The following is a 19,334-nucleotide window of genomic DNA, read 5'->3' as shown; positions in this document are numbered from 1 at the left end:
GACAAGATTTGCTTTACTGTCCAAAAGCAAAGAGCCTAGCAAGTAAACCACAGTCTTGGGTTTACTTAATGCTAGGCTCTATTTTTATAACTTCTTAAATATTGCTTTGTGCCGGTTTCTTTACGCTCTAATTACCATCGTAATGACGGTATTCAAACACCTGACCTTTCTCATTAAACGCATACACAGAATACTCGTCTTTCTTATCGCCATACTCCATGCCCGGTGAGCCCATTGGCATACCTGGAACTGCTAAGCCAATTGCATTGCGTGGCGGGTTTTCTAAAAAGGCTTTAACATCATCAGCCGGAATGTGTCCTTCAAATACGTAACCATCGATCTCTGCAGTGTGGCAAGAGGCTAGTTTTTGCGTTACCCCTAACTTCTGCTTTATTGGATTCATATCATCGTGGAGCTTCTCTGTAACATCGAACCCAGCATCTCGCATATGTTCTGTCCATTCTGTGCAGCAGCCACAGTATGGAGACTTATGGTTTAGAACATCAGTCGCGAGAGCTTGTCCTGAAATTGCAGCGAGTGCAGTAAGAGTCATAATTTTACGAATCATGGTTAACCTCATGAATATGGTTTTTGTTGATATTAGAATGAGTGGGTTTGAATAATCTCAGCCTGTTGGCATTGCTTACTACTGTGATTGATGACATAGCCATCGCAGCGCCTGCAACGACAGGGCTAAGCAGAAATCCGAAAAATGGGTAGAGCACACCCGCGGCGATAGGAATGCCAAGCGAGTTATAGATGAAGGCGCCAAATAGGTTCTGCTTCATATTTTTCACTGTTGCTTGAGACAGCTCTATTGCATTACTCACGGATAGTGGTGACGAGTTGAGGAGGGTCATTTGCGCACTCTCGATGGCGACATCACTGCCACTGCCCATCGCGATACCGATATCGGCTTGAGCGAGTGCTGGAGCATCGTTAATGCCATCTCCAACCATGGCAACACTCTTATATTGCTGTTGAAGCTGAACAATATGCTGAGCTTTCTGCTCTGGAAGCACTTCCGAGATAACCTCGTCGATACCGACTCTTTTACCTATTGCTTGAGCCACAGAGTCGTTGTCACCAGTGAGTAGCACAGTGTGAATTCCGGCGGATTTTAGTTGAGCTATCGCCTGTTTGCTATCTATTTTTAACGCGTCTGAAATGCCCAATATGCCTTCTAGTTTTTGGTCAATCACGATGAAAATAGGCGTCCAGGCTTGCGAGCGGCAAAGCTCGATGAAATCTTCGCCAATCTCTGTATTGATGCCTAATTGGGTGAGGAACTTAAGCGAGCCGACTTGCACGTTCTTGCCGTTAATTGTTGCTTGAACCCCAAGCCCTCGTTGGTTTTCAAATTCGCTGTGTGGGAGAGCTGACACTTCCAAGCTCTCTGCATATTGGCAAACGGCTTTGGCGAGTGGGTGCTCAGATCCTACTTCTACTGAATAAGCGTAAGCCAGTAATTCTTGTTCTGATAGGTTGTGATGAAACGCTTGTTGCACGCTTGGTTTCCCTTGGGTTAGGGTGCCCGTTTTATCAAACACGACTGCATCGATTTTGCTGGCTGATTGCAACACATCGGCGTCTTTGATCAGAACGCCAAACTCAGCGGCTTTACCTACGCCGACAGTAATAGAGAGTGGAGTCGCTAGGCCTAAGGCACACGGACAAGCGATGATCAGCACAGTGGTCGATACAACAAGCATGTAACTGGCACTTGGTTGTGGGCCAACAAAAAACCAAACTAGGGCGGCAACAGCTGCGATTGCGACCACAACGGGCACGAACACGGCAGAAATAGAGTCGGCAAGTTTCGCTATCGCAGGTTTGCTGCTTTGTGCCTGGCGAACCATCTGAATGATTCGAGCTAACATGGTGCTTGAGCCAATCCCAGTCGCTTCAATAATTAAGCTACCATCGCCATTAATGGTGCCCGCAGAAACGCCATCACTCACCGATTTAACGTTGGGAAGTGGTTCACCGGTCAGCATCGATTCATCGATGTAAGACTCACCAGATACCACAACACCATCAACTGGCACTTTTTCTCCCGGTTTGACGCGTACTTGCATGCCGACTTGGATAGCTTCTACAGCAATGGTTTGTTCTTTGCCATCGACGATGACCACCGCTTTTTGAGGTTGTAAGTTAATCAGTGCCTGTAGCGATTTCGTGGTGCGAGCTTTGGCTTTGGCTTCAATGTAGTGACCCAAAGAAATAAGGCCAACGATCATCGCACTCGCCTCAAAGTAAACATGGCGAGAGGCTTCTGGGAACCATGATGGAATCAGCACAACCAACATTGAATAGAACCATGCTGCGCCTGTACCTAGAGCGACGAGTGTGTCCATGGTAGCGCGTTTGTGCATCAGTGATTGCCACGCGTTAGTGAAGAAGCTCCGCCCAGAGGTGGCTAGTAGCACTAGGCAGATCACACCAATGAAGCCCCAAGCCAGTTGGTCACTAAGTGTAGCAATGGTCATGCTGCCACCGAATATGCCCCATACCATCAGCGGAGCCCCAAGCAGTAGTGCGCTCACTGAGTTTTTCAGGAAGGCCTTTTGAGTGCGAAGTTGCTGTTCTTGCTGTTTTTGCTGTTGAGTCGCTGCATCGTCGACAAACTCGGCGCCATAACCTGCTGCTTTCACCGATTTGATTAGAGCGTTTTCAATGATGTCTCTTGTTTGAGAGGTGAAAACCAAGGCAGTCTGCTCTGCAAGGTTAATCTGTGCTTGGTCGACGAACTCATTCTTTTTCAATGCTTTTTCGACCGAAGAAACGCAACTCGCACACGTCATTCCCTCAAGAACAAGGTGATAGGTATATTGGCTGGCAACGGGTTCAGTTAAAGTTGCTTCTGTAGGCGCCAGTTTTTTATCTTCTTCTAAATCTGAACTCGATGAAAGGTCATTCGTTTCAGAGTAGGGAGCTGCGTGATAACCCAGGCTTTCGACCAGCTCAATAACCTCGGATTCAGAAAGCAGAGTAACCAGTGATAGCTCCTGTTTGCTGACTTCTAGGTTTGAGGTTTGCTCGGTTTGTTCAAGCGCTTGAGTCAGTTTGCTCACACACTTTCCGCAGCTGAGGCCGGATAGCGAAAGGTGCAGCTGATTACCCATAGAATAGCCAAGCGTTGCTAACTGTTCGTTGAGCTGAATGTAACTAGAAGGAGTCGAAATATCGATGTAGGTTGGCGATATGTCATTGATCGTCGTGTTGTTGAGATCGCCAAACAGTGTGCGGACTTTCTTTGCACAACCCATGCAATTTAGGCCGTTGAGCGCGGTTGCGTAGTGATTCATATCGATACTCCAATTCTCATCTACGCCTAACATAAACCTTCCCGTAAGGGTAAGGTCAAACATAAATTCAAGAATTTGATCTTAGTAGAATATGAATGAGTGAGTTACGTTTGTGGATACGCGGGGAACTAAAGTAAAGCGTGGTTTTTATTTATTGGTTACAGGCTGTAGATTTTCGACTTCGAAGCTGGATTTAGCCTTTCTACAATCGCTTTCGCACAAGATCAGCACATTAATCATTCACTACTGATTGTAGATTTAAGCGGTGGTGATAAAATAGCGCCCAAAATTTAGTGATATTTGTCTGCTGCAGGCTTTGTAATAGCGATCACTAAAAGAATCACCTACATAATCAAGGTATTTAAATGACGGTTAAAACTCGTTTTGCTCCTAGCCCAACTGGCTATCTTCACGTTGGTGGTGCACGTACTGCACTTTACTCTTGGCTATTCGCTAAGAATCAAGGTGGTGAATTCGTTCTACGTATCGAAGACACGGACCTTGAGCGTAACTCTCAAGAAGCGGTTGATGCAATTCTAGAAGGCATGCAATGGATGGGTATGGAATGGGACGAAGGTCCTTACTACCAATCTAAGCGTTTTGACCGTTACAACGAAATGGTTGATAAGCTACTTGCTGAAGACAAAGCATTCAAATGCTACGCGTCTAAAGAACTGCTTGATGAAATTCGTGCAGAGCAAGAAGAAAACAAAGAAATGGCTCGTTACGATGCGAACCACCCTAAAATTGTTGCAGCAAACGAAGCAGCAAAAGAAGGTGATGCATGTGTTATCCGTTTCCGTAACCCAAAAGAAGGCAGCGTAGTATTTGATGACCAAATCCGTGGTCGCATTGAAATCGCGAACAGCCAACTTGATGACCTAATCATTCGTCGTACAGACGGTGCACCAACATACAACTTCGTAGTGGTTGTGGATGACTGGGATATGGGGATTACACACGTTGTTCGTGGTGAAGATCACATCAACAACACACCTCGTCAAATCAACATCTATGAAGCACTAGGCGCGCCAGTTCCAACTTTCGCTCACTGTGCAATGATTCTTGGTGATGACGGTGCAAAACTTTCTAAGCGTCACGGTGCTGTTTCTGTAATGCAATACCGCGACGAAGGTTACCTACCAAATGCACTAAACAACTACCTAGTTCGTTTAGGTTGGTCTCACGGTGACCAAGAGATCTTCTCTCAAGAAGAGATGATTGAATTCTTCAGCCTGAACGCTATCAGCAAGTCTGCTTCTGCATTCAACACTGATAAGCTACTTTGGTTGAACAACCACTACATCAAGACTTCTGAGCCTGAGTACGTTGCTAAATACCTGCAATGGCACCTAGACGCACAGAAGATCGATACAACAAACGGCCCAGCTATCACTGAAGTGATCAAGCTAGTTGGCGAGCGTTGTAACACGCTTATCGAACTTGCTGAGCAATCTCGTTACTTCTATGAAGATTTCTCTGAGTTTGAAGCTGGCGCAGCGAAGAAGCACCTACGTGGTGTTGCTAAAGGCCCACTAGAGCTTGCTCTTGCTAAGGTTGAAGCACTTGAAGATTTCACTACTGCAAACATCAAAGATGGTGTGATTGCAGCAGTATGTGAAGAACTAGAGATTGGTATGGGTAAAATCGGCATGCCACTTCGCGTAGCAGTAACAGGCGGTGGTCAGTCTCCTTCTGTTGATGCAGTGATGGAGCTTGTTGGTAAAGATCGCGTAATCGCTCGTATCAAGATGGCTCTTGAGTTCATCGCTGAGCGTGAAGCTAACGCTTAATTGAGCGATTGCTAGAATCAAAAAAGGGTCAGTAACTTGGTTACTGACCCTTTTTATTTGTCTTGAGTTTTGTCTAATAAATAAACTTAAATCTTTTTGAAGATAATAGATGTGTTAATGCCACCAAAGGCAAAGTTGTTGCTCATCAGATATTCAATATCCAATGCGCGACCAGAACCTGTAATGTAATCGAGTTTGCCGCAGCGTTCGTCGATGTTCTCAAGGTTTAAGGTTGGGCTGAACCAGCCGGAATGCATCATCTCCAAGCTTAACCAAGCTTCAATTGCACCACATGCGCCAAGCGTATGGCCGAAGTAGCTTTTCAATGAACTGATTGGCACTTCTCCGAAAATATTCGCCGTCGCATTACTCTCTGCAATATCACCTTTTTCAGTCGCCGTTCCGTGCGCAGAAACATAGCCAATTTTCTCAGCAGGAAGCTGTGCATCTCTTAGTGCTTTCTCCATACATATTTGCATGGTTTCCATCTGAGGTTGGGTCACATGGGCTGCATCGCAGTTGCTGGCAAAACCGATGATCTCAGCGTAGATTTTTGCACCACGAGCGACTGCATGTTCATATTCTTCAAGAATAAGCGTGCCAGCACCTTCACCGATAACCAAGCCATCGCGCTCACTGTCGTAAGGGCTAGGGGATTTTTCTGGTGTGTCGTTTTTTAAACTGGTAGCAAAAAGGGTATCGAAAACGGCAGACTCAGTTGGACATAGTTCTTCACCACCACCGGCAACCATCACGGTTTGGTAGCCGTGCTTAATTGCTTCATAGGCGTAACCAATAGCTTGGCTTCCTGAAGTGCATGCACTGCTGGTGGGAATCACGCGGCCGCGCAGTCCAAAGAACAGACCTACGTTTACCGCAGCAGTGTGTGGCATCATTTGTACGTAGGTTGTCGCCGTGATCGCTCGTGTCGATTTCTCGTTCAGCATCACGCCAAACGCACCAACGGCGTCGGTACTGCCGGTTGAAGAACCGTAAGCGATTCCGGTTTCGCCATTGGTTAATACATCGTGACCAATTAAGCCAGCTTGTCCTAAAGCATTTTCTGTCGCAACGGTGGCTAGGCGCGATACACGACCCATGCCACGCACTTGCTTACGCTTATAGTGTTTTGGCAGTTGAAAGTCATCAATTGGTGCGGCAAGCTTAGTATTGAGTCCATCATATTGCTCAAAACTTGGCATATATTGAGTCGCATTTTCACACGCTTTCAGCTTTGGCTCGATTTGTTGCCAGTCGTTACCAAAGGCAGTAACACCTGACATACCAGTTACAACAACGCGGCGGGTCATACTAAGCCTCCATTGACTGAAATCACTTGGCGAGTAACGTAGCCTGCAATATCAGACATTAGGTAACTCACTAGTCCTGCTACTTCTTCTGGCTCACCCATTCGGCGCAGTGGTACTTGAGGAAGTGCATGATCTTTCACGTGCTCGTCAACCATACCGGTATCGATTAAGCCTGGAGCGACACAGTTTACTGTGATTTTGCGTTTTGCTAGCTCTAGAGCAAGGGACTTAGTTGCGCCAATCACACCAGCTTTCGCTGCAGCATAGTTAGTTTGTCCGCGGTTACCCATGATGCCTGATACAGACGCTAGAGTGACGATGCGACCGCCTTTGCGCTTTTGGACCATAGGCATTACACAAGGGTGAAGTACGTTGTAGAAGCTGTCTAGGTTGGTATGGATCACGCCATCCCACTCTTCTTCTGTCATGGCAGGGAATGCAGTGTCGCGAGTAATGCCTGCGTTGTTTACCACACCATAGTAAGCGCCATGTTCAGCAATATCAGACTCAAGCGTTTTGCGACATTCGCTGCGGTTGCTGATATCAAATTGGATAAGACGCCCAGCACCACCCAGTTCGGTGATCGACTGCAATGTCTCTTCAGCGCCTTGCTTGTCACCCATGTAATGAACGGCGATTTCAAATCCGTCTTTCGCGAGTTGAATAGCGATCGCTTTACCAATGCCTTTGCTGGCACCGGTGACTAAAACCTGACGGGTCATGATGGGCTCCTAGTTTTCATTTCTTGTAATTTTTGTTCGGTCGGCACGTAGACGTTGAGCTGGCATTGAGCCACCAACTCGCCTTGGTCTTCCACTCTGGCAGTAAACACGGCCATGCCACTGTCTTCCATAAGCTGTTCGGCATAGACGTCAAGGGTCTGACCTTGAGTAAACTCATCACACAGTGATTTGTAGCGACGAGAACCGAGCAGGAAGCCGATAGGGGGAGTGGTGCCGTTTTTGATTGCATGGTATCCAGACCACGCCGCTACAGACTGCGCCATAAACTCGATGCCAACATAAGCTGGGACCGTTTGAGATTCGGCATTAAAGAACAGATTATGGTCACCAATATCGACCTGACAGTGGATCGACAACGCCTCTACGCTGATAGCACGATCGATTAATATCATCGGATCATCGTGAGGAAGAAGTTGGTCTACAGAAGGGATATCAGTCATTTACTACACCAAAAATCAGGCTAATGTTGTTACCACCAAAAGCAAACGAGTTGCTTAAGATATTCTTTACTTTAAGTTTCTGGGAACAGTTTACCAAATCAATCTCAATATCTTCAGCTTTATCCTGACATTTTTGTAAGGGAAGCGGTAAGTCATATTTCAAAATATGCCAAGCAATTGCAGCCTCAATCGCACTTGCTGCGCCTAGAGTATGCCCGGTCAATGGCTTGGTAGAACTTACGGGAACCTTGTTTGCAAAAATACGATGGATGGCTTTACTTTCCATCGAGTCATTGAGTGGCGTTGCTGTACCATGCGCATTGATGTAACCGATGTCTTCTGCGGTTAACTGTGCAGAATATAAAGCTTTTTTCATTGCTTGTTCAGCGCCATTTCCTTCAGGGTGAGGCGCTGAAATGTGGTGTGCATCAGAGCTATCACCACAGCCTAATAAGGCAATTTGAGGTGTGTTTTGAGTAGAATGAACACGCTTGATCTTGGTTTTACTGAGCAACATAAATGCGGCTGCTTCACCAATATTGATGCCATCTCGAGATTCGCTAAATGGCTTACAATGTTTGGTTGAAAGGGCTTCAAGACCATGGAAACCATTGAGTGTCAGCTTACACAAGGTATCCACGCCACCGACTAACACGGCATCTGCCATTCCAGAATCTAACAAGCGCTGGGCGGTCAGAAACACGCGGCCGCTGGATGAGCAAGCCGTAGAGATGACGTAGTTTGGTCCTGTTAACGCGCAGTATTGGCTAATGAACTCAGAAGTGTCACCAAGCTCTTGTTTTGAGTAATGGTAATCTTCTGGAAACTCACCGTTTGTCAGTTTTTGTTTGAAGGCCGCTTCACCATCGGAGATACCAGAGGTGCTGGTGCCTATAACAACAGCAATACGGTCTGCGCCAAACTGTGCCTTGGCAAGTTCAATAGAATCTTTGATTTGGTTGAGAGCTGATAACGCCAGCTGATTGTTGCGAGTGGCATACTTCACGAGGGTGGATGGAACCTCTGGTAGCTCACCTGCGATTTTTCCAACGACAGTGTGTTTGCCGTCGTTCAGCATATCGCTCACTTCAACCATGTTTGGTTCACGTTCGTCTTTTAGGCAGGCATGAATGTCAGTAATACTTGAGCCTAGCGCTGAGTGGAAACCACAGTCTTGGATATAAATAGGCATAGTGTTTAGCTCTTACTTGGGTTATCGACAATCGTTGAATTCAACGTTTGTATAGTAATGGTGTAGCCTTGGATCAGATGCTTGAAAACAATCTCTCTAGAGATCTTTGGTTCGCCGACTTTTACTTGATATTCAATACGAATGATGGCTTGTTGGTTGTCGTCAAAAACGGTTCTTGTTTTGTCGGTATCGACTAGGTGCCAATCTATGCTTTGTAAAGGCTGAGCCCAGGCTTCAGCTGGCCATAGGGTCAACATTAAATTGAATAGCACCTGTTCGGGCTGTGGCAAAGTTGCGCCAAGCCCAGACAAAACCTGCGTATCAATCACTTGATTTTGGTATTGCAGTGATAAGATGCGAGTACCCCAAGAAGAAAAACCCGCCAAAACCACTTTATCCGCTGTCACTTCGACTTGAACAGGAAGTTGCTGCGTATCGTTTTGCCATGTTGCGCTGATTAGCTGACTGGCCGTGAGGGAGTATCCCAGTTCAGCTGGTAATGGTAGTGCTAGCTCGGTGTCATTGTTGATAGACACACTCGTGCCTGTAGGTTGCTGAGAAACCATCGAGCAGGCACTGAGCAGAATACCGACTAGCGTGACGAAGGTTACCTTTAATGTCTTGATCATCTAAAAGCCTCTCGAGAGGTTGGTCGTTCTACGCTTTTGCCACTGTTGATCGCGAGTGGAGAAAGTAGCCAAGCGACAAAAATCCCTGTCAGAACCGTCACCCCGAAGCTATGAATGGCGTGAGTCTGACTCAGCGACAGTAAGCCAAACGAAAGCAGCGTCGTGAGGCCGGATAAGCTAATAGCGAGCAAGGTACTGAGCGATTTTTTCTGTTCGGCAAAGAATAAGGTGTAGTCGATGCCAATCCCTAAAATCAGAATCAAGCCTAGTAGATTAAACAGGTTCAACGTTGAACCTAAAATGCCAGTGACCGCTAAACCTGCTACGCCTGCAATTAATGAAGGCAACAGCATTACTAGGCTTTGCTTCACACCATAACGCCAGCCTAAAACCATCCCAATAGCCGCCAACGCTATCAATAATAACTCTGTGATCTTGACTCTGTATTCCGTAAATAGAGCAGATATTTCATCGGCTTTATTGAGGTATTTAACACCTTGTTGCTGAGCAAAGCTTGAATCGAGCCATTGAGAGAACAGCTCTGAGTTTGTGACGTCTTTGATCAAAATGACCGATGCCGCTTGGCCGTCGATTGGGTTTAACCAAAGTGGTCGAACAGGCTCTGAGACTGGAGACCCCAAAAATCCAGATACCGTAATTGCTTCGAACTTCGGTAATTCTGGAAAGCTAGGCCAACCTAAAGTGTTTTGTAAGATATGGCTTTGTTGGTTATAGAGTTGTTCAACCAATTGGTAGTTATCATGTTGTTCTTGCTTGCTTAACAAGTGCTGATTGATGCTACGATATCCGGAGATACCTTGTCGATCGACTAGGGAATCTAAGCTCGTGGTAACTTCTGCCAGTTTTTTGAGTAGCTTTTGATCACTCTTTGCGGTCACCAGGAGCATATTTTGACCATTGCCTAGCCCTGATATCTCAGTGATGGCTTGCTCTTGCTGTTTTAGTTGCTCTGGCATCGCCTGAAGTTGGCGGATATCGTCGTCGTAACGAACTTGACTGAGTGATATCAAGCTAACGACAGTTACCGTTAATGGTAAGCCAATTCTAAATTTTTGGTTGTTCCAGATACTTAACCAAGCATGCCAAAGCTTCGACAGGGGAAGTGGGCGCTCTTGGCTTGGTTTTGCCGCTAAAACCGGATACCAACACACCACACTGGCGTAAGCTGCGATAAGTCCAATCGACGAAAAAAGAGCAAGTTGCTGTAAGCCTGGGAAAGGCGCCACCAACAGACCTAGGTAGCCAATCAAGCTGGTGATCAGACCCAAGGTGATCGCAACGAGAATATGTTTCAACCCTTTGTCGCTTTGCCATTGATTACCAGCCGCCAAACGATCGGTTAGGTAATGGAAAGAGTAGTCGATGGATACGCCAATCAAGCTGGCACCGAACACCAAACTAAATAGGTGAACTTTGCCGAAGATAGCGACGGTGCTTGCCAGCGCGACCAATAAGCCGGTACTGATTGAAAGTAAGGATAAGGCAAGTGGTAGGGCACTACGAAACGTCAACCACACCAATAAAATAACACCGGCTAATGAGCCCAAACCAATAGTACTGATTTCTGATTTCGCGCTTTCGGTACCGTAATTGGCGTAGAACACCACACCGGTATGCTGCACTTTGATGTCAAATTGTTTTTCGACTTCGCGCTCAATTGAATCAAGATCGGGAAGTTGCTCTTGAATCGCCAAGCTATAAGGCGAGCCAGCCAGTGTAGCCGTCACCAAAATATGAGTTTGCTCATTAGATTGAGCGGTGAGGTATCCCTCTTTCAGAACAAAGTTACTTGATTGAACGCCAACAGCACTGATGTAGTCGCGAAATAGTAGAAATGGATCCATCGACAGTTCGGCTGCAGTCACGCCTGAGAACGGATTGTACAGAGACTGAATGACGTATTGAGCTCGCGAATCCGGCGAGTGTGTCAGCGTCTCTTTTTGTTGCTGGGTCAGAAGTTGAGCTCGGTGACGAAAATAGAAATCGCTCCACTGGCTTTGAGTGCTGGCGTTGATTTTCCCTTGAACTTGCTTAAACAGAGTTGGCTGGCTTGAGAAGGTTCTTTGATTGAGTTTTTTTCAAAAGCGTCAGTCGCTGTCATGGCTTTTTCGATGTCGGGGGCGCTGATGATAAACACTACTTGCTCGCTCATCGAGCTGGATATCTGCTGAAAGGCTTGCTCTACCATTGGGTCTTGCTGGTTTTCTGGTAGTAACTTTAGAATGTTGCTTTCAATCGGTACCGACGAAGAAAAAGCGAATTGTTTTATTAACAATCCGCTAAATAGCACTACGATAACAAGCCAAACAAAGGCCAGACTAGAGTTGGAATTGTTGCGCTTCAGCATCTGATAATACTTCCGGTAGATGGCTTAATTGGCTAAATTCGATCACCGTGCTGTCTCCACGAATCTCTCTCAACTCAATACGTTCAATATCATTTTTACCTTGCAGCGTAATGGCTTCAAACACCGCGTTCATCGGAGCACTTTTCGGCTTTAGAGTGAGTGTCCATCGTGTGTCTTGTGAACTTGCGTTTGCACTTTCATCAGTGTTTGTAGTGGTTTCGGGCTCAAAATCGAGTGCGAACTGTTCTTGAAGTTTTTGCGTGTCTCCATGAAACACTGACAAGAAGATATGGCTGAAATAAAATGCCATTGGGTTTTCTTTATCGGTGATGATTTTCGCGGGTTGATCGGCAAATCTTTGGCTCAACTTATTATCAGTGAGCACTAAGCTCACAGGAAACGGCGTTGTTTGTGTCCAGAGTAGGCCACTTGATTTGTCTAACAGGAATGTACCTTGCGATGTCAAAGGTTGGGCGAACATTTCCATGTTGCGCGTTTGGGTGAACTCACCACGCACTATGTTGTTTGCGCTTAACACGGTTTGTAGCTCTGAAATAGAACAAACCGTAGATGTACTTTCATTAGCAATAACAAAACTACTCGCCATCATTGAGGCAAGCCCTAGTAGTGCGATGCTGATGTGTTTGCGACTGCGTTTAAACAGACTCATGTTTCACCTGCTGCTGTGTGTTAGATACTTGAGGTTGGTCTGATTGTTGGTCGCTTGGTTGTTGCTCAGTTGATTGGGGTAAGCAACCAAACTGGTGCCAGTGCTCGACTTTATCTGTAAACACTTTCGGTGAAGCGAAGCACATCTCTTGTTCTTCAATGGTCACCGCAACCTGCATTGTGTGGGCGCGTGTCATGCGAGCACCTGTGTTGGCATCGTGAATTTCGTAGTCAACACGTAGGCGGTTTTCCCATTCAGTCAACTTAGCCGATACCTTGATCTGATGATTGAACGGTATCGCCTTAATGTACTTTACACGCGTGTCGATGATCGGCCACATGTAGCCTGAGTCCTTCATCTCATGGTAGTTGTACTCAATCTTATCCATCATGATGCGCCTTACTTCTTCAAAAAATCGGAAGTAATTACCGTGATAGATCACGCCCATCGGGTCGGCATCTTGGAATGAGGTAATCAGAGTCACCTCAGATTGTAATGGATGAAGGATTTCAGACATAAATCGCTCTCAACATATTGCGTAAAGGGTTAGCTACTCTATGAGTAAAGTGACCAGTGCTGACTTTGAATACGAGCAATGAAGTGGCGTAGATCGCCTTCAAGTGGTCGGTCTTCAACGATAAATTCAAACTCTTTAAGCACTTCGTCGCGAATATGCTTTAGGTTCTCACTCATGTGGTGCTCATCAAGCTCATTGTGGCGTTTACGAAGCTCAAGCGCTTGTGTACCCGCTAGAAGTGACGCTGCCGCCACTTGTTCGGTTAGCTCTAGAACGCGTAAACAGTCACGAGCTGCGATGGTGCCCATGCTGACTTTGTCTTGGTTGTGACACTCTGTTGAACGAGAGAACACGCTTGCTGGCATGGTGTGTTTCAATGCCTCTGCTGTCCAAGCTGAAACGCCAATCTGTACCGCCTTGAAGCCGTGGTTGATTGGCTTACGTTCGCCTTCAGCCCCCGTTAGGTTGAATGGCAAACCGTTGTTGAACTTGTAGTCCATCAGCTGAGCCATTTGACGGTCAAGCAGGTCAGCAAGGTTTGCTACGGCAGTTTTTAACGTATCCATCGCCATAGCGATATGACCACCGTAGAAGTGTCCACCGTGCAGCACGCGCTCGTTGTCACCGTCGATAATCGGGTTGTCGTTAGCACTGTTTAGTTCGTTCTCGATCATTTGGCGTAGCCAAGGTAGAGAGTCTTGAACCACACCAATCACATGCGGAGCACAACGCAGAGAGTAACGATCTTGTAGGCGGTCACTGTTACGTGGTGGACGGTCGGCTTGCAGGTCATCACGTAGCCATGCCGCAACTTGCTGCTGGCCTGGATGTGGTTTAACAGCAAATAGCGCTTCATCGAAGTGGAAGTCGTTGCCATGCATGCCGACAGATACCATTGCGGTGATCTTAGTTGATAGCTGAGCTAGGTATTCTGCGCGTTTGTAGGCGATACAAGCCAGTGCCGTCATCACTGATGTACCATTCATCAATGCTAAGCCTTCTTTTGGCTTGAGTTTGATAGGGTTAATGCCTAGCTCTTTGTAGACATCACTGGTTGGGCGAACTTCACCCTTGTAGATAACATCGCGCTCGCCGATCAGGGCTGCAGCTAAGTAAGAGAGCGGCGTCAAGTCGCCACTAGCACCAACAGAACCTTCTTGCGGAATACGCGGTGAAATATCTTGGTTGATCAGGGTAACGATTTGATTGAGCAGATCGTGAGTCACACCTGATACACCTTGCGACAACGAACAAAGACGCGTTGCTAATACTGCACGAGCTTGCTCATGAGACAGTATTTCACCTAAGCCACAACCGTGGAAGCGCGTTAGATGCAATGGCAATTCATCAACAAGGTTTGGTGGAATTGCTACGGTACATGAATCTCCGTAACCCGTTGTCACGCCATAAATCACGCCTTCTTCTTTCAACAGGCGTTCTAAGAAAGCGACACCTCGGTCAATCTTAGATGTGAACTCGTTACTTGAGTTCATCGAGGCTTTTGCGCCCTGTGAAATAGCGACAACATCCTCAATCGTGAGGCATTCGGCACCAAAAGTGATGCTATTTGGATTCTTTTTCGTCATGGTGCTTGCTCAGTGTCCAAAAATTAAAAAAGTTGTACCACTGAAGCGGTGCTTGCAGTGTGTAGTGCTGAAGTCGGTTTGCGTATTTCTGCACGACTTGCTGTAAAGATTGTTCGCGAGTCTTTCTAGGTAATTCTATTTTGTCGCTAAAATGCTCGAAATAGACATTAAAGTGCGGCTTAGTTCGTGAGTCATCACGTAGGCCAAACAGTAAAAATACGGGTGCTTTTAGCACAGAGGCTAACATAAATGGACCTTGAGGGAAGGGTGCTTCCTTACCTAAGAACTCTGCCCATACCGAGCGGCTCTCTTTGCTGGTGGAGGTTCGATCGCCAACAATTACGATCCATTCTCCTTGCTCCAACTTCTGTTGTAATAAGATAGCCGTATCTGGTCCCATCGATGTCACTTGAATCAGGTTTAAATCAGACTGCGGGTTAACTGCTTTCATTACTGAATTAAAACGTTCAGCGTGCTCAGTGAAAACCAGAGCGTTGATTTTAATGTTCGAGTGTCGGCGGCCTAAAGCGCGACACAATTCGATGTTGCCTAGGTGAGAACCTAAAATCAGCACACCTTGCTTATTTTCCACCATGCTCTCAAATTGCTCTTGACCATGAATGGTCAGGTTATCGACCGAAAAGTCTCCTTTCCATGCCGCCAGCTTGTCTAACATAGTATGACCAAACGAGAGCAGATGGTTATAACTGTTCAATTCAGCGGGTAACTCTATATTTTGCTGTTCCGCATAGGCTTTCAATTGAAACAAGTATTGTTCAGAAGCGTTTCGCGCGCGCTTGCCTGTTAAGTGGTAGTAACGCATCACACCACGCAAAATCAGGTTAAATACACCACGACCTAATAGGGTATAAACCGCCAATAGCAGTTTGATGCCGATTACGGTGCCGCGTTCTTGAGTGCGAGACCAATGGGGTTGTTCTGACTCGTTGTTGTTTGATCCAGTCGATGAATCTTGTTTTTGACCATCTTCAGCAGACGTTGATTTGAAATGGCGAGCAATCAGCTTGGGTGCTCTTGGCAGCATGCCGAAGAACAGTCGCGTGTGCATCCAACTGATTTTGACGTTATCCCACAACGCATCGAAATGAGAGATGCCGTTTTCAGGATAGATGACTCGCGTTTCAACGAAGTCGATGTCACAACCTTCCCAATACAGGCGAACCAAAATCTCGATATCGAAGTCCATTCTCGAACCAACATCGTACTTATTCAACACTGTTTGAGTTTGGTGGATGGGATACGCTCTAAAGCCACACATGCTGTCTTTAATTGATAAAGAAAGGGTTTCTATCCATACCCAAATGTGTGTCGCGTAGCGCCCATAGAGCCTTGCCTTGGGCACGCTGTCATCGTAGATAGGCTGACCTGATATCAAGCGCTGAGGTTTGTCTTGCGAAGTTTGGATTAATGCGGGTAGTGCTTCTAGGTCGTGTTGCCCATCAGCATCAATCTGGATGGCATGACTAAAGCCGAGCTCTTGCGCTCGCTTGATGCCAGCCTTTACTGCGCCGCCTTTGCCTTGATTCTGTTCAAGCGTCACCAAAGTCACGCGTGAGTTTTCCGCTAGAGGAGTCAGAAACTGTTTGGTCGCGAGCTCACTGCCATCGTCAACGATGATGATCGGCAACTCAAAATGATGGAGTGACGACACCACTTCAGGCATGGTTACGCCATGGTTAAAGCACGGGATAAGGAAGCAAGCATTATAGCTGCTTTCTTTTGTTTGGTGCTGAGAAGTAGCCTCGACGGGAGTACTATTCACTTTTCTCTCCCAGCTTCATTTTGCCTGAAGAGTGGGTCTGTTCACCGCTGTTTGAGGTGTAACTAAAGCTCAGTTTGTCTTTGTCAGCGTCCCACTTTAATGACAACTGAATAGTCGAGTCTGGCAGGATCGGTTCTTGGAATTTGATGACTTCCATGCCTTTAAAGAAACCAGGGACACTCAGTTCTTGGACTGCGTAGTGAAGTGCCCAATCAATCTGTGTAACACCAGGAAGAATAGGAAAGCTCTTGAAGTGCCCCTTAAAATCGGTGATGTCTCCAGTAATATGGAGTGTCAGGGTCGATTCTTTCTCTGCAGTGTCAACAGCAATGACGTTTGGTTTTCTCTTATCCATGGCGTGTGCTTAGAATCCTTGGGCTGAAAATGGGTGTTCTGACAAAAATATAAAAAGATAATCTCAGTGTAAAATACGATCAGCGGTTTCTATGATTTTATTAGCTGTTCGATATGAGAGGTTAGTCGTTTGCCTTGGCTGTTGAGTGGAATCTCACCAACAATGCGATATTTTCTTGGGATAGCGATCGGTTCTAACCATTTTCTAAGTTCTGAACGCAGCATCAACCAGAATTTACCTTTACTCATGGTGGAGATAGTCGCTTGGCCTTCCTCTGATAATACCAAAACCGACGCCAAGATTAAGCGCTCCGGCTCTTCAAATGGAATCACCACGCATTCACTTATCCAAGGTAGTTGTTCAAGTCGCTTTTCGACTTCAACCAGTGATACTCGTTTTTCTTCTATCTTGATCACTCGGTCGGTTCGGCCTTTCAATATAAATTGATTCTCCGAGACCATTTCGCACTCATCGGCGGTTTGATACCAGTTATTGTTATCGATGTAGGGCGACAATAACTTAATGCAATTCTCACTGTTGAGATTAGCCTCAATACAGTCAAAAAGCTGCCAAGGTGTTTGAGCGCTTTCTTGCTGGCGAAATGCGATGCCACCAGTTTCTGTGCTGCCAAAAACCTCGATAGGTAAATGACCCAGCAGATTTTGTGATTGATGAGCCGATTCAGTGGGTAACGGTCCACCTGAAGAGAACACACCAGCAAGCTGCGCGGTATTGGTCTCATGCTTTAATCGTTTGAGTAGAGCAGGGCTGCTGATCAGCACACAGTTTTTATTGGCGTGAGATAGAATCTGTTCAGGGTACTCAAGATTGTTTTTCGCAAATGGAACGCCAGAACAGAGCGGCCAAAAGATTCGAAACAGCAAACCATAGATATGTTGATGTGAAACCGTGCTGTGAACTCGATTACCCTTGAGTAATTCGCCCCAGTTCTTATCTAGCTGAGCAGTTTCTATATCTAGATGTTCTAGTGTTTTATTGATTGCCTTCGGCGTGCCGCTTGAACCTGAAGTAAACAGGGTCAATTGGATTGCTGCCAAATCAATGTCTGGAAGATTATCAGTTAGAGGTTTTTGCGCTTCGGTGTCTGAATCCAATAAGGTTTGGAGATTGCGAACGTCACTCACTTCAACTTCGCCAATTGAGTCATCAACTAACAGACAGTCAAAATGTTCACTCAGCTCGGCAAGCGCACAAGGTTGATAGTTACCTGGCAAGATGATGTGTTTGTGACTGACTGCGCACGCTAAAAAGGCCACCGAAAATAGGTAGCTGTCTTGGGTACAAATCGCGACTCGTTGAAAAGGGGATAAAGACAAAAGTTGTACGAGTTGAGATAAGTTGTCGTTAAATGTTTGCCACGTAATCTCGCTGTTGTCGTCAAAGCAAACAATAGATTCAGGGGCTCTGTCCTGGCTGAGAAGCTCAGACAACGAGGTGTAAGATACGGTTTGGGTCATAACAATTTAACTCTGACGAATGCGCTGTCTTACTACCCACTCTCCTGCAAAGAGTAACCCTGCGAATAAATAGCTGAGTAAGCCATTGTATAGGGTCCATACTTCTAGCGGTTGGAAGCAGGTGTAAAGAGCAATAGAGCCATTGATAACAAAGAACAAACACCAAGCTTTGGTGACTTTTCGTGTGTAATCAACGCCACTTTGTGGAAGTTCAGGCTCTTGAAGGCGAGCAAGACGCTCGATAATCGTTTGTGGTTGCCAAAGGCTCGAAGCGAATACCACCAGCATACAAACGTTAACGATCACGGGGTAATAGGTTAGCCAGCCATGCTGCTTGAAGGTTAATCCTAATGCCAGCAGAACAATACCGGCACTTCCACTGATCCAAGCTAAGTGTTTTAGCTCTTTGATTTTAGCCTGACCGCCGGTGAAAATGCGGACAGCAAAGATAGCGGCCAAGGCAATTCCAACGGTTTGTAAGCCAAACTTGTTGAGCCCAAAGTAAACCGCTATTGGATAAGTAAAAAGTATGATTGCCGACAGTAAAGTCAGCAGAGGGCGCATTAGGCGTCCTTCAATAGTTCAACCACAGATTCGACAACGTCATTCACGGTGCGTACTGCTTTGAACTCTTCAGGTTTGATCTTCTTACCTGTTACGTTCTGTAGGTGAACGACCAAATCAACCGCATCAATGCTGTCTAGGTCTAGATCGAGATAAAGGTGTGCTTCAGGAGTAATATCTTCCGCATCAAGCTCGAACAGCTCAATAAGCGCATCTTTAACTTGGTTGTATACTTCTTGTTGGTTCGCTTGTGTCATAAAGATTTGTCTAGTTGTTCGTTTGAGAAGAGATGTAGTTCGCTAGATTTTCAACTGACGCAAAGTGCTGTCGAGTGTTTGAATCGTCGGCATCAATAACAATATTGTACTTTTTCTTGATAGCAAGGCCAAGCTCAAGGGCATCGATAGAATCTAGTCCAAGTCCATCACCAAATAGTGGAGCTTCCGTTTCAATCTCATCAATACTCATATCTTCAAGGTTCAATGCGTCGATGATTAGTTGTTTCAGTTCGTTGTGTAATGTTTCCACTTTGGCCTACTTAATGCTTTATTTGAATGCTGCTTTAAGGGGGCGATTCTACATTATATGAGGTATTTTC

17 protein-coding genes and 1 pseudogene are annotated in these 19,334 nt (G+C 46.0%); 1 reads left to right on the top strand and 17 read right to left on the bottom strand.

The genetic code is table 11. The annotated features are described in order from the left end of the window. Window positions 1-127 precede the first annotated feature (127 nt). Window positions 128-568: a DUF411 domain-containing protein gene (locus tag AB8613_RS04585; protein ID WP_285952991.1), complete on the bottom strand. Its 441-nt coding sequence runs from the start codon at window positions 566-568 to the stop codon at window positions 128-130. Then, window positions 558-3,371: a copper-translocating P-type ATPase gene (locus AB8613_RS04580; RefSeq protein ID WP_372384564.1), complete on the bottom strand. Its 2,814-nt coding sequence runs from the start codon at window positions 3,369-3,371 to the stop codon at window positions 558-560. Before AB8613_RS04580 ends, AB8613_RS04585 begins: the two co-directional genes overlap by 11 nt. A gap of 302 nt (window positions 3,372-3,673) precedes the next feature. On the opposite strand from AB8613_RS04580, the gene gltX reads away from it, so the two are divergent. Continuing rightward, window positions 3,674-5,101, top strand: coding sequence for a glutamate--tRNA ligase (gene gltX, locus AB8613_RS04575; protein ID WP_136994714.1), 1,428 nt, complete (start codon window positions 3,674-3,676; stop codon window positions 5,099-5,101). Window positions 5,102-5,187: 86 nt separating this feature from the next. Here gltX and AB8613_RS04570 read toward each other — a convergent pair whose 3' ends face one another. The 15 genes and pseudogenes from AB8613_RS04570 to AB8613_RS04500 form a co-directional block, all read right to left on the bottom strand. After that, entirely contained in the window at window positions 5,188-6,411 is a 1,224-nt protein-coding gene (locus AB8613_RS04570) for a beta-ketoacyl-ACP synthase (protein WP_372384563.1), read from the bottom strand. Then, window positions 6,408-7,133: a 3-ketoacyl-ACP reductase FabG2 gene (locus tag AB8613_RS04565; protein ID WP_048659793.1), complete on the bottom strand. Its 726-nt coding sequence runs from the start codon at window positions 7,131-7,133 to the stop codon at window positions 6,408-6,410. Before AB8613_RS04565 ends, AB8613_RS04570 begins: the two co-directional genes overlap by 4 nt. Next, the gene (locus tag AB8613_RS04560; RefSeq protein ID WP_146492341.1) at window positions 7,130-7,594 is read right to left on the bottom strand and encodes a hotdog family protein; all 465 of its coding nucleotides are present in this window, start codon (window positions 7,592-7,594) and stop codon (window positions 7,130-7,132) included. Before AB8613_RS04560 ends, AB8613_RS04565 begins: the two co-directional genes overlap by 4 nt. After that, window positions 7,587-8,786: a beta-ketoacyl-[acyl-carrier-protein] synthase family protein gene (locus AB8613_RS04555; protein ID WP_372384562.1), complete on the bottom strand. Its 1,200-nt coding sequence runs from the start codon at window positions 8,784-8,786 to the stop codon at window positions 7,587-7,589. Before AB8613_RS04555 ends, AB8613_RS04560 begins: the two co-directional genes overlap by 8 nt. A 5-nt stretch (window positions 8,787-8,791) precedes the next feature. Beyond that, on the bottom strand, window positions 8,792-9,415 hold the full coding sequence (locus AB8613_RS04550) for a DUF3261 domain-containing protein (protein ID WP_372384561.1): 624 nt from the start codon (window positions 9,413-9,415) through the stop codon (window positions 8,792-8,794). Beyond that, window positions 9,412-11,783 (bottom strand): annotated as a pseudogene (locus tag AB8613_RS04545) (MMPL family transporter). Before AB8613_RS04545 ends, AB8613_RS04550 begins: the two are co-directional and overlap by 4 nt. Beyond that, entirely contained in the window at window positions 11,755-12,453 is a 699-nt protein-coding gene (locus AB8613_RS04540) for an outer membrane lipoprotein carrier protein LolA (RefSeq protein WP_372384560.1), read from the bottom strand. Before AB8613_RS04540 ends, AB8613_RS04545 begins: the two are co-directional and overlap by 29 nt. Next, complete coding sequence (locus tag AB8613_RS04535) at window positions 12,440-12,970, bottom strand: thioesterase family protein (protein WP_017093402.1); 531 nt, start codon at window positions 12,968-12,970, stop codon at window positions 12,440-12,442. Before AB8613_RS04535 ends, AB8613_RS04540 begins: the two co-directional genes overlap by 14 nt. A gap of 38 nt (window positions 12,971-13,008) precedes the next feature. Next, window positions 13,009-14,556: a histidine ammonia-lyase gene (gene hutH, locus AB8613_RS04530; protein WP_372384559.1), complete on the bottom strand. Its 1,548-nt coding sequence runs from the start codon at window positions 14,554-14,556 to the stop codon at window positions 13,009-13,011. Further along, a complete protein-coding gene (locus AB8613_RS04525; protein ID WP_146492335.1) occupies window positions 14,534-16,339 on the bottom strand; it encodes a glycosyltransferase in 1,806 nt (601 codons plus the stop codon). Before AB8613_RS04525 ends, hutH begins: the two co-directional genes overlap by 23 nt. After that, window positions 16,332-16,694 carry a 3-hydroxyacyl-ACP dehydratase gene (locus tag AB8613_RS04520; protein WP_372384558.1) on the bottom strand — a complete coding sequence of 121 codons (363 nt, stop codon included), beginning with the start codon at window positions 16,692-16,694 and terminating at the stop codon, window positions 16,332-16,334. The genes AB8613_RS04525 and AB8613_RS04520 overlap by 8 nt, the downstream gene beginning before the upstream one ends. Window positions 16,695-16,783: 89 nt before the next feature. After that, a complete protein-coding gene (locus AB8613_RS04515) occupies window positions 16,784-18,172 on the bottom strand; it encodes an AMP-binding protein (protein WP_372384557.1) in 1,389 nt (462 codons plus the stop codon). Between the two features lie 6 nt (window positions 18,173-18,178). After that, window positions 18,179-18,736, bottom strand: coding sequence for a septation protein IspZ (locus AB8613_RS04510; protein WP_146492332.1), 558 nt, complete (start codon window positions 18,734-18,736; stop codon window positions 18,179-18,181). Continuing rightward, complete coding sequence (locus AB8613_RS04505; RefSeq protein WP_004739745.1) at window positions 18,736-18,993, bottom strand: acyl carrier protein; 258 nt, start codon at window positions 18,991-18,993, stop codon at window positions 18,736-18,738. Before AB8613_RS04505 ends, AB8613_RS04510 begins: the two co-directional genes overlap by 1 nt. Window positions 18,994-19,003: 10 nt before the next feature. Then, window positions 19,004-19,264, bottom strand: a complete 261-nt coding sequence (locus AB8613_RS04500; protein ID WP_004736154.1) for a phosphopantetheine-binding protein — start codon at window positions 19,262-19,264, stop codon at window positions 19,004-19,006. Window positions 19,265-19,334: the final 70 nt, after the last annotated feature.

The organism is Vibrio sp. BS-M-Sm-2, from assembly GCF_041504345.1.
GTDB lineage: Bacteria > Pseudomonadota > Gammaproteobacteria > Enterobacterales > Vibrionaceae > Vibrio > Vibrio satsumensis.
This window is presented reverse-complemented; position numbering and strand designations above follow the sequence as displayed.

Coding starts and splice junctions, on each gene's coding strand:
- AB8613_RS04585 (WP_285952991.1), bottom strand. CDS start 568: ATGATTCGTAAAATTATGACTCTTACTGCACTCGCTGCAATTTCAGGA.
- AB8613_RS04580 (WP_372384564.1), bottom strand. CDS start 3,371: ATGTTTGACCTTACCCTTACGGGAAGGTTTATGTTAGGCGTAGATGAG.
- gltX (WP_136994714.1), top strand. CDS start 3,674: ATGACGGTTAAAACTCGTTTTGCTCCTAGCCCAACTGGCTATCTTCAC.
- AB8613_RS04570 (WP_372384563.1), bottom strand. CDS start 6,411: ATGACCCGCCGCGTTGTTGTAACTGGTATGTCAGGTGTTACTGCCTTT.
- AB8613_RS04565 (WP_048659793.1), bottom strand. CDS start 7,133: ATGACCCGTCAGGTTTTAGTCACCGGTGCCAGCAAAGGCATTGGTAAA.
- AB8613_RS04560 (WP_146492341.1), bottom strand. CDS start 7,594: ATGACTGATATCCCTTCTGTAGACCAACTTCTTCCTCACGATGATCCG.
- AB8613_RS04555 (WP_372384562.1), bottom strand. CDS start 8,786: ATGCCTATTTATATCCAAGACTGTGGTTTCCACTCAGCGCTAGGCTCA.
- AB8613_RS04550 (WP_372384561.1), bottom strand. CDS start 9,415: ATGATCAAGACATTAAAGGTAACCTTCGTCACGCTAGTCGGTATTCTG.
- AB8613_RS04540 (WP_372384560.1), bottom strand. CDS start 12,453: ATGAGTCTGTTTAAACGCAGTCGCAAACACATCAGCATCGCACTACTA.
- AB8613_RS04535 (WP_017093402.1), bottom strand. CDS start 12,970: ATGTCTGAAATCCTTCATCCATTACAATCTGAGGTGACTCTGATTACC.
- hutH (WP_372384559.1), bottom strand. CDS start 14,556: ATGACGAAAAAGAATCCAAATAGCATCACTTTTGGTGCCGAATGCCTC.
- AB8613_RS04520 (WP_372384558.1), bottom strand. CDS start 16,694: ATGGATAAGAGAAAACCAAACGTCATTGCTGTTGACACTGCAGAGAAA.
- AB8613_RS04515 (WP_372384557.1), bottom strand. CDS start 18,172: ATGACCCAAACCGTATCTTACACCTCGTTGTCTGAGCTTCTCAGCCAG.
- AB8613_RS04510 (WP_146492332.1), bottom strand. CDS start 18,736: ATGCGCCCTCTGCTGACTTTACTGTCGGCAATCATACTTTTTACTTAT.
- AB8613_RS04505 (WP_004739745.1), bottom strand. CDS start 18,993: ATGACACAAGCGAACCAACAAGAAGTATACAACCAAGTTAAAGATGCG.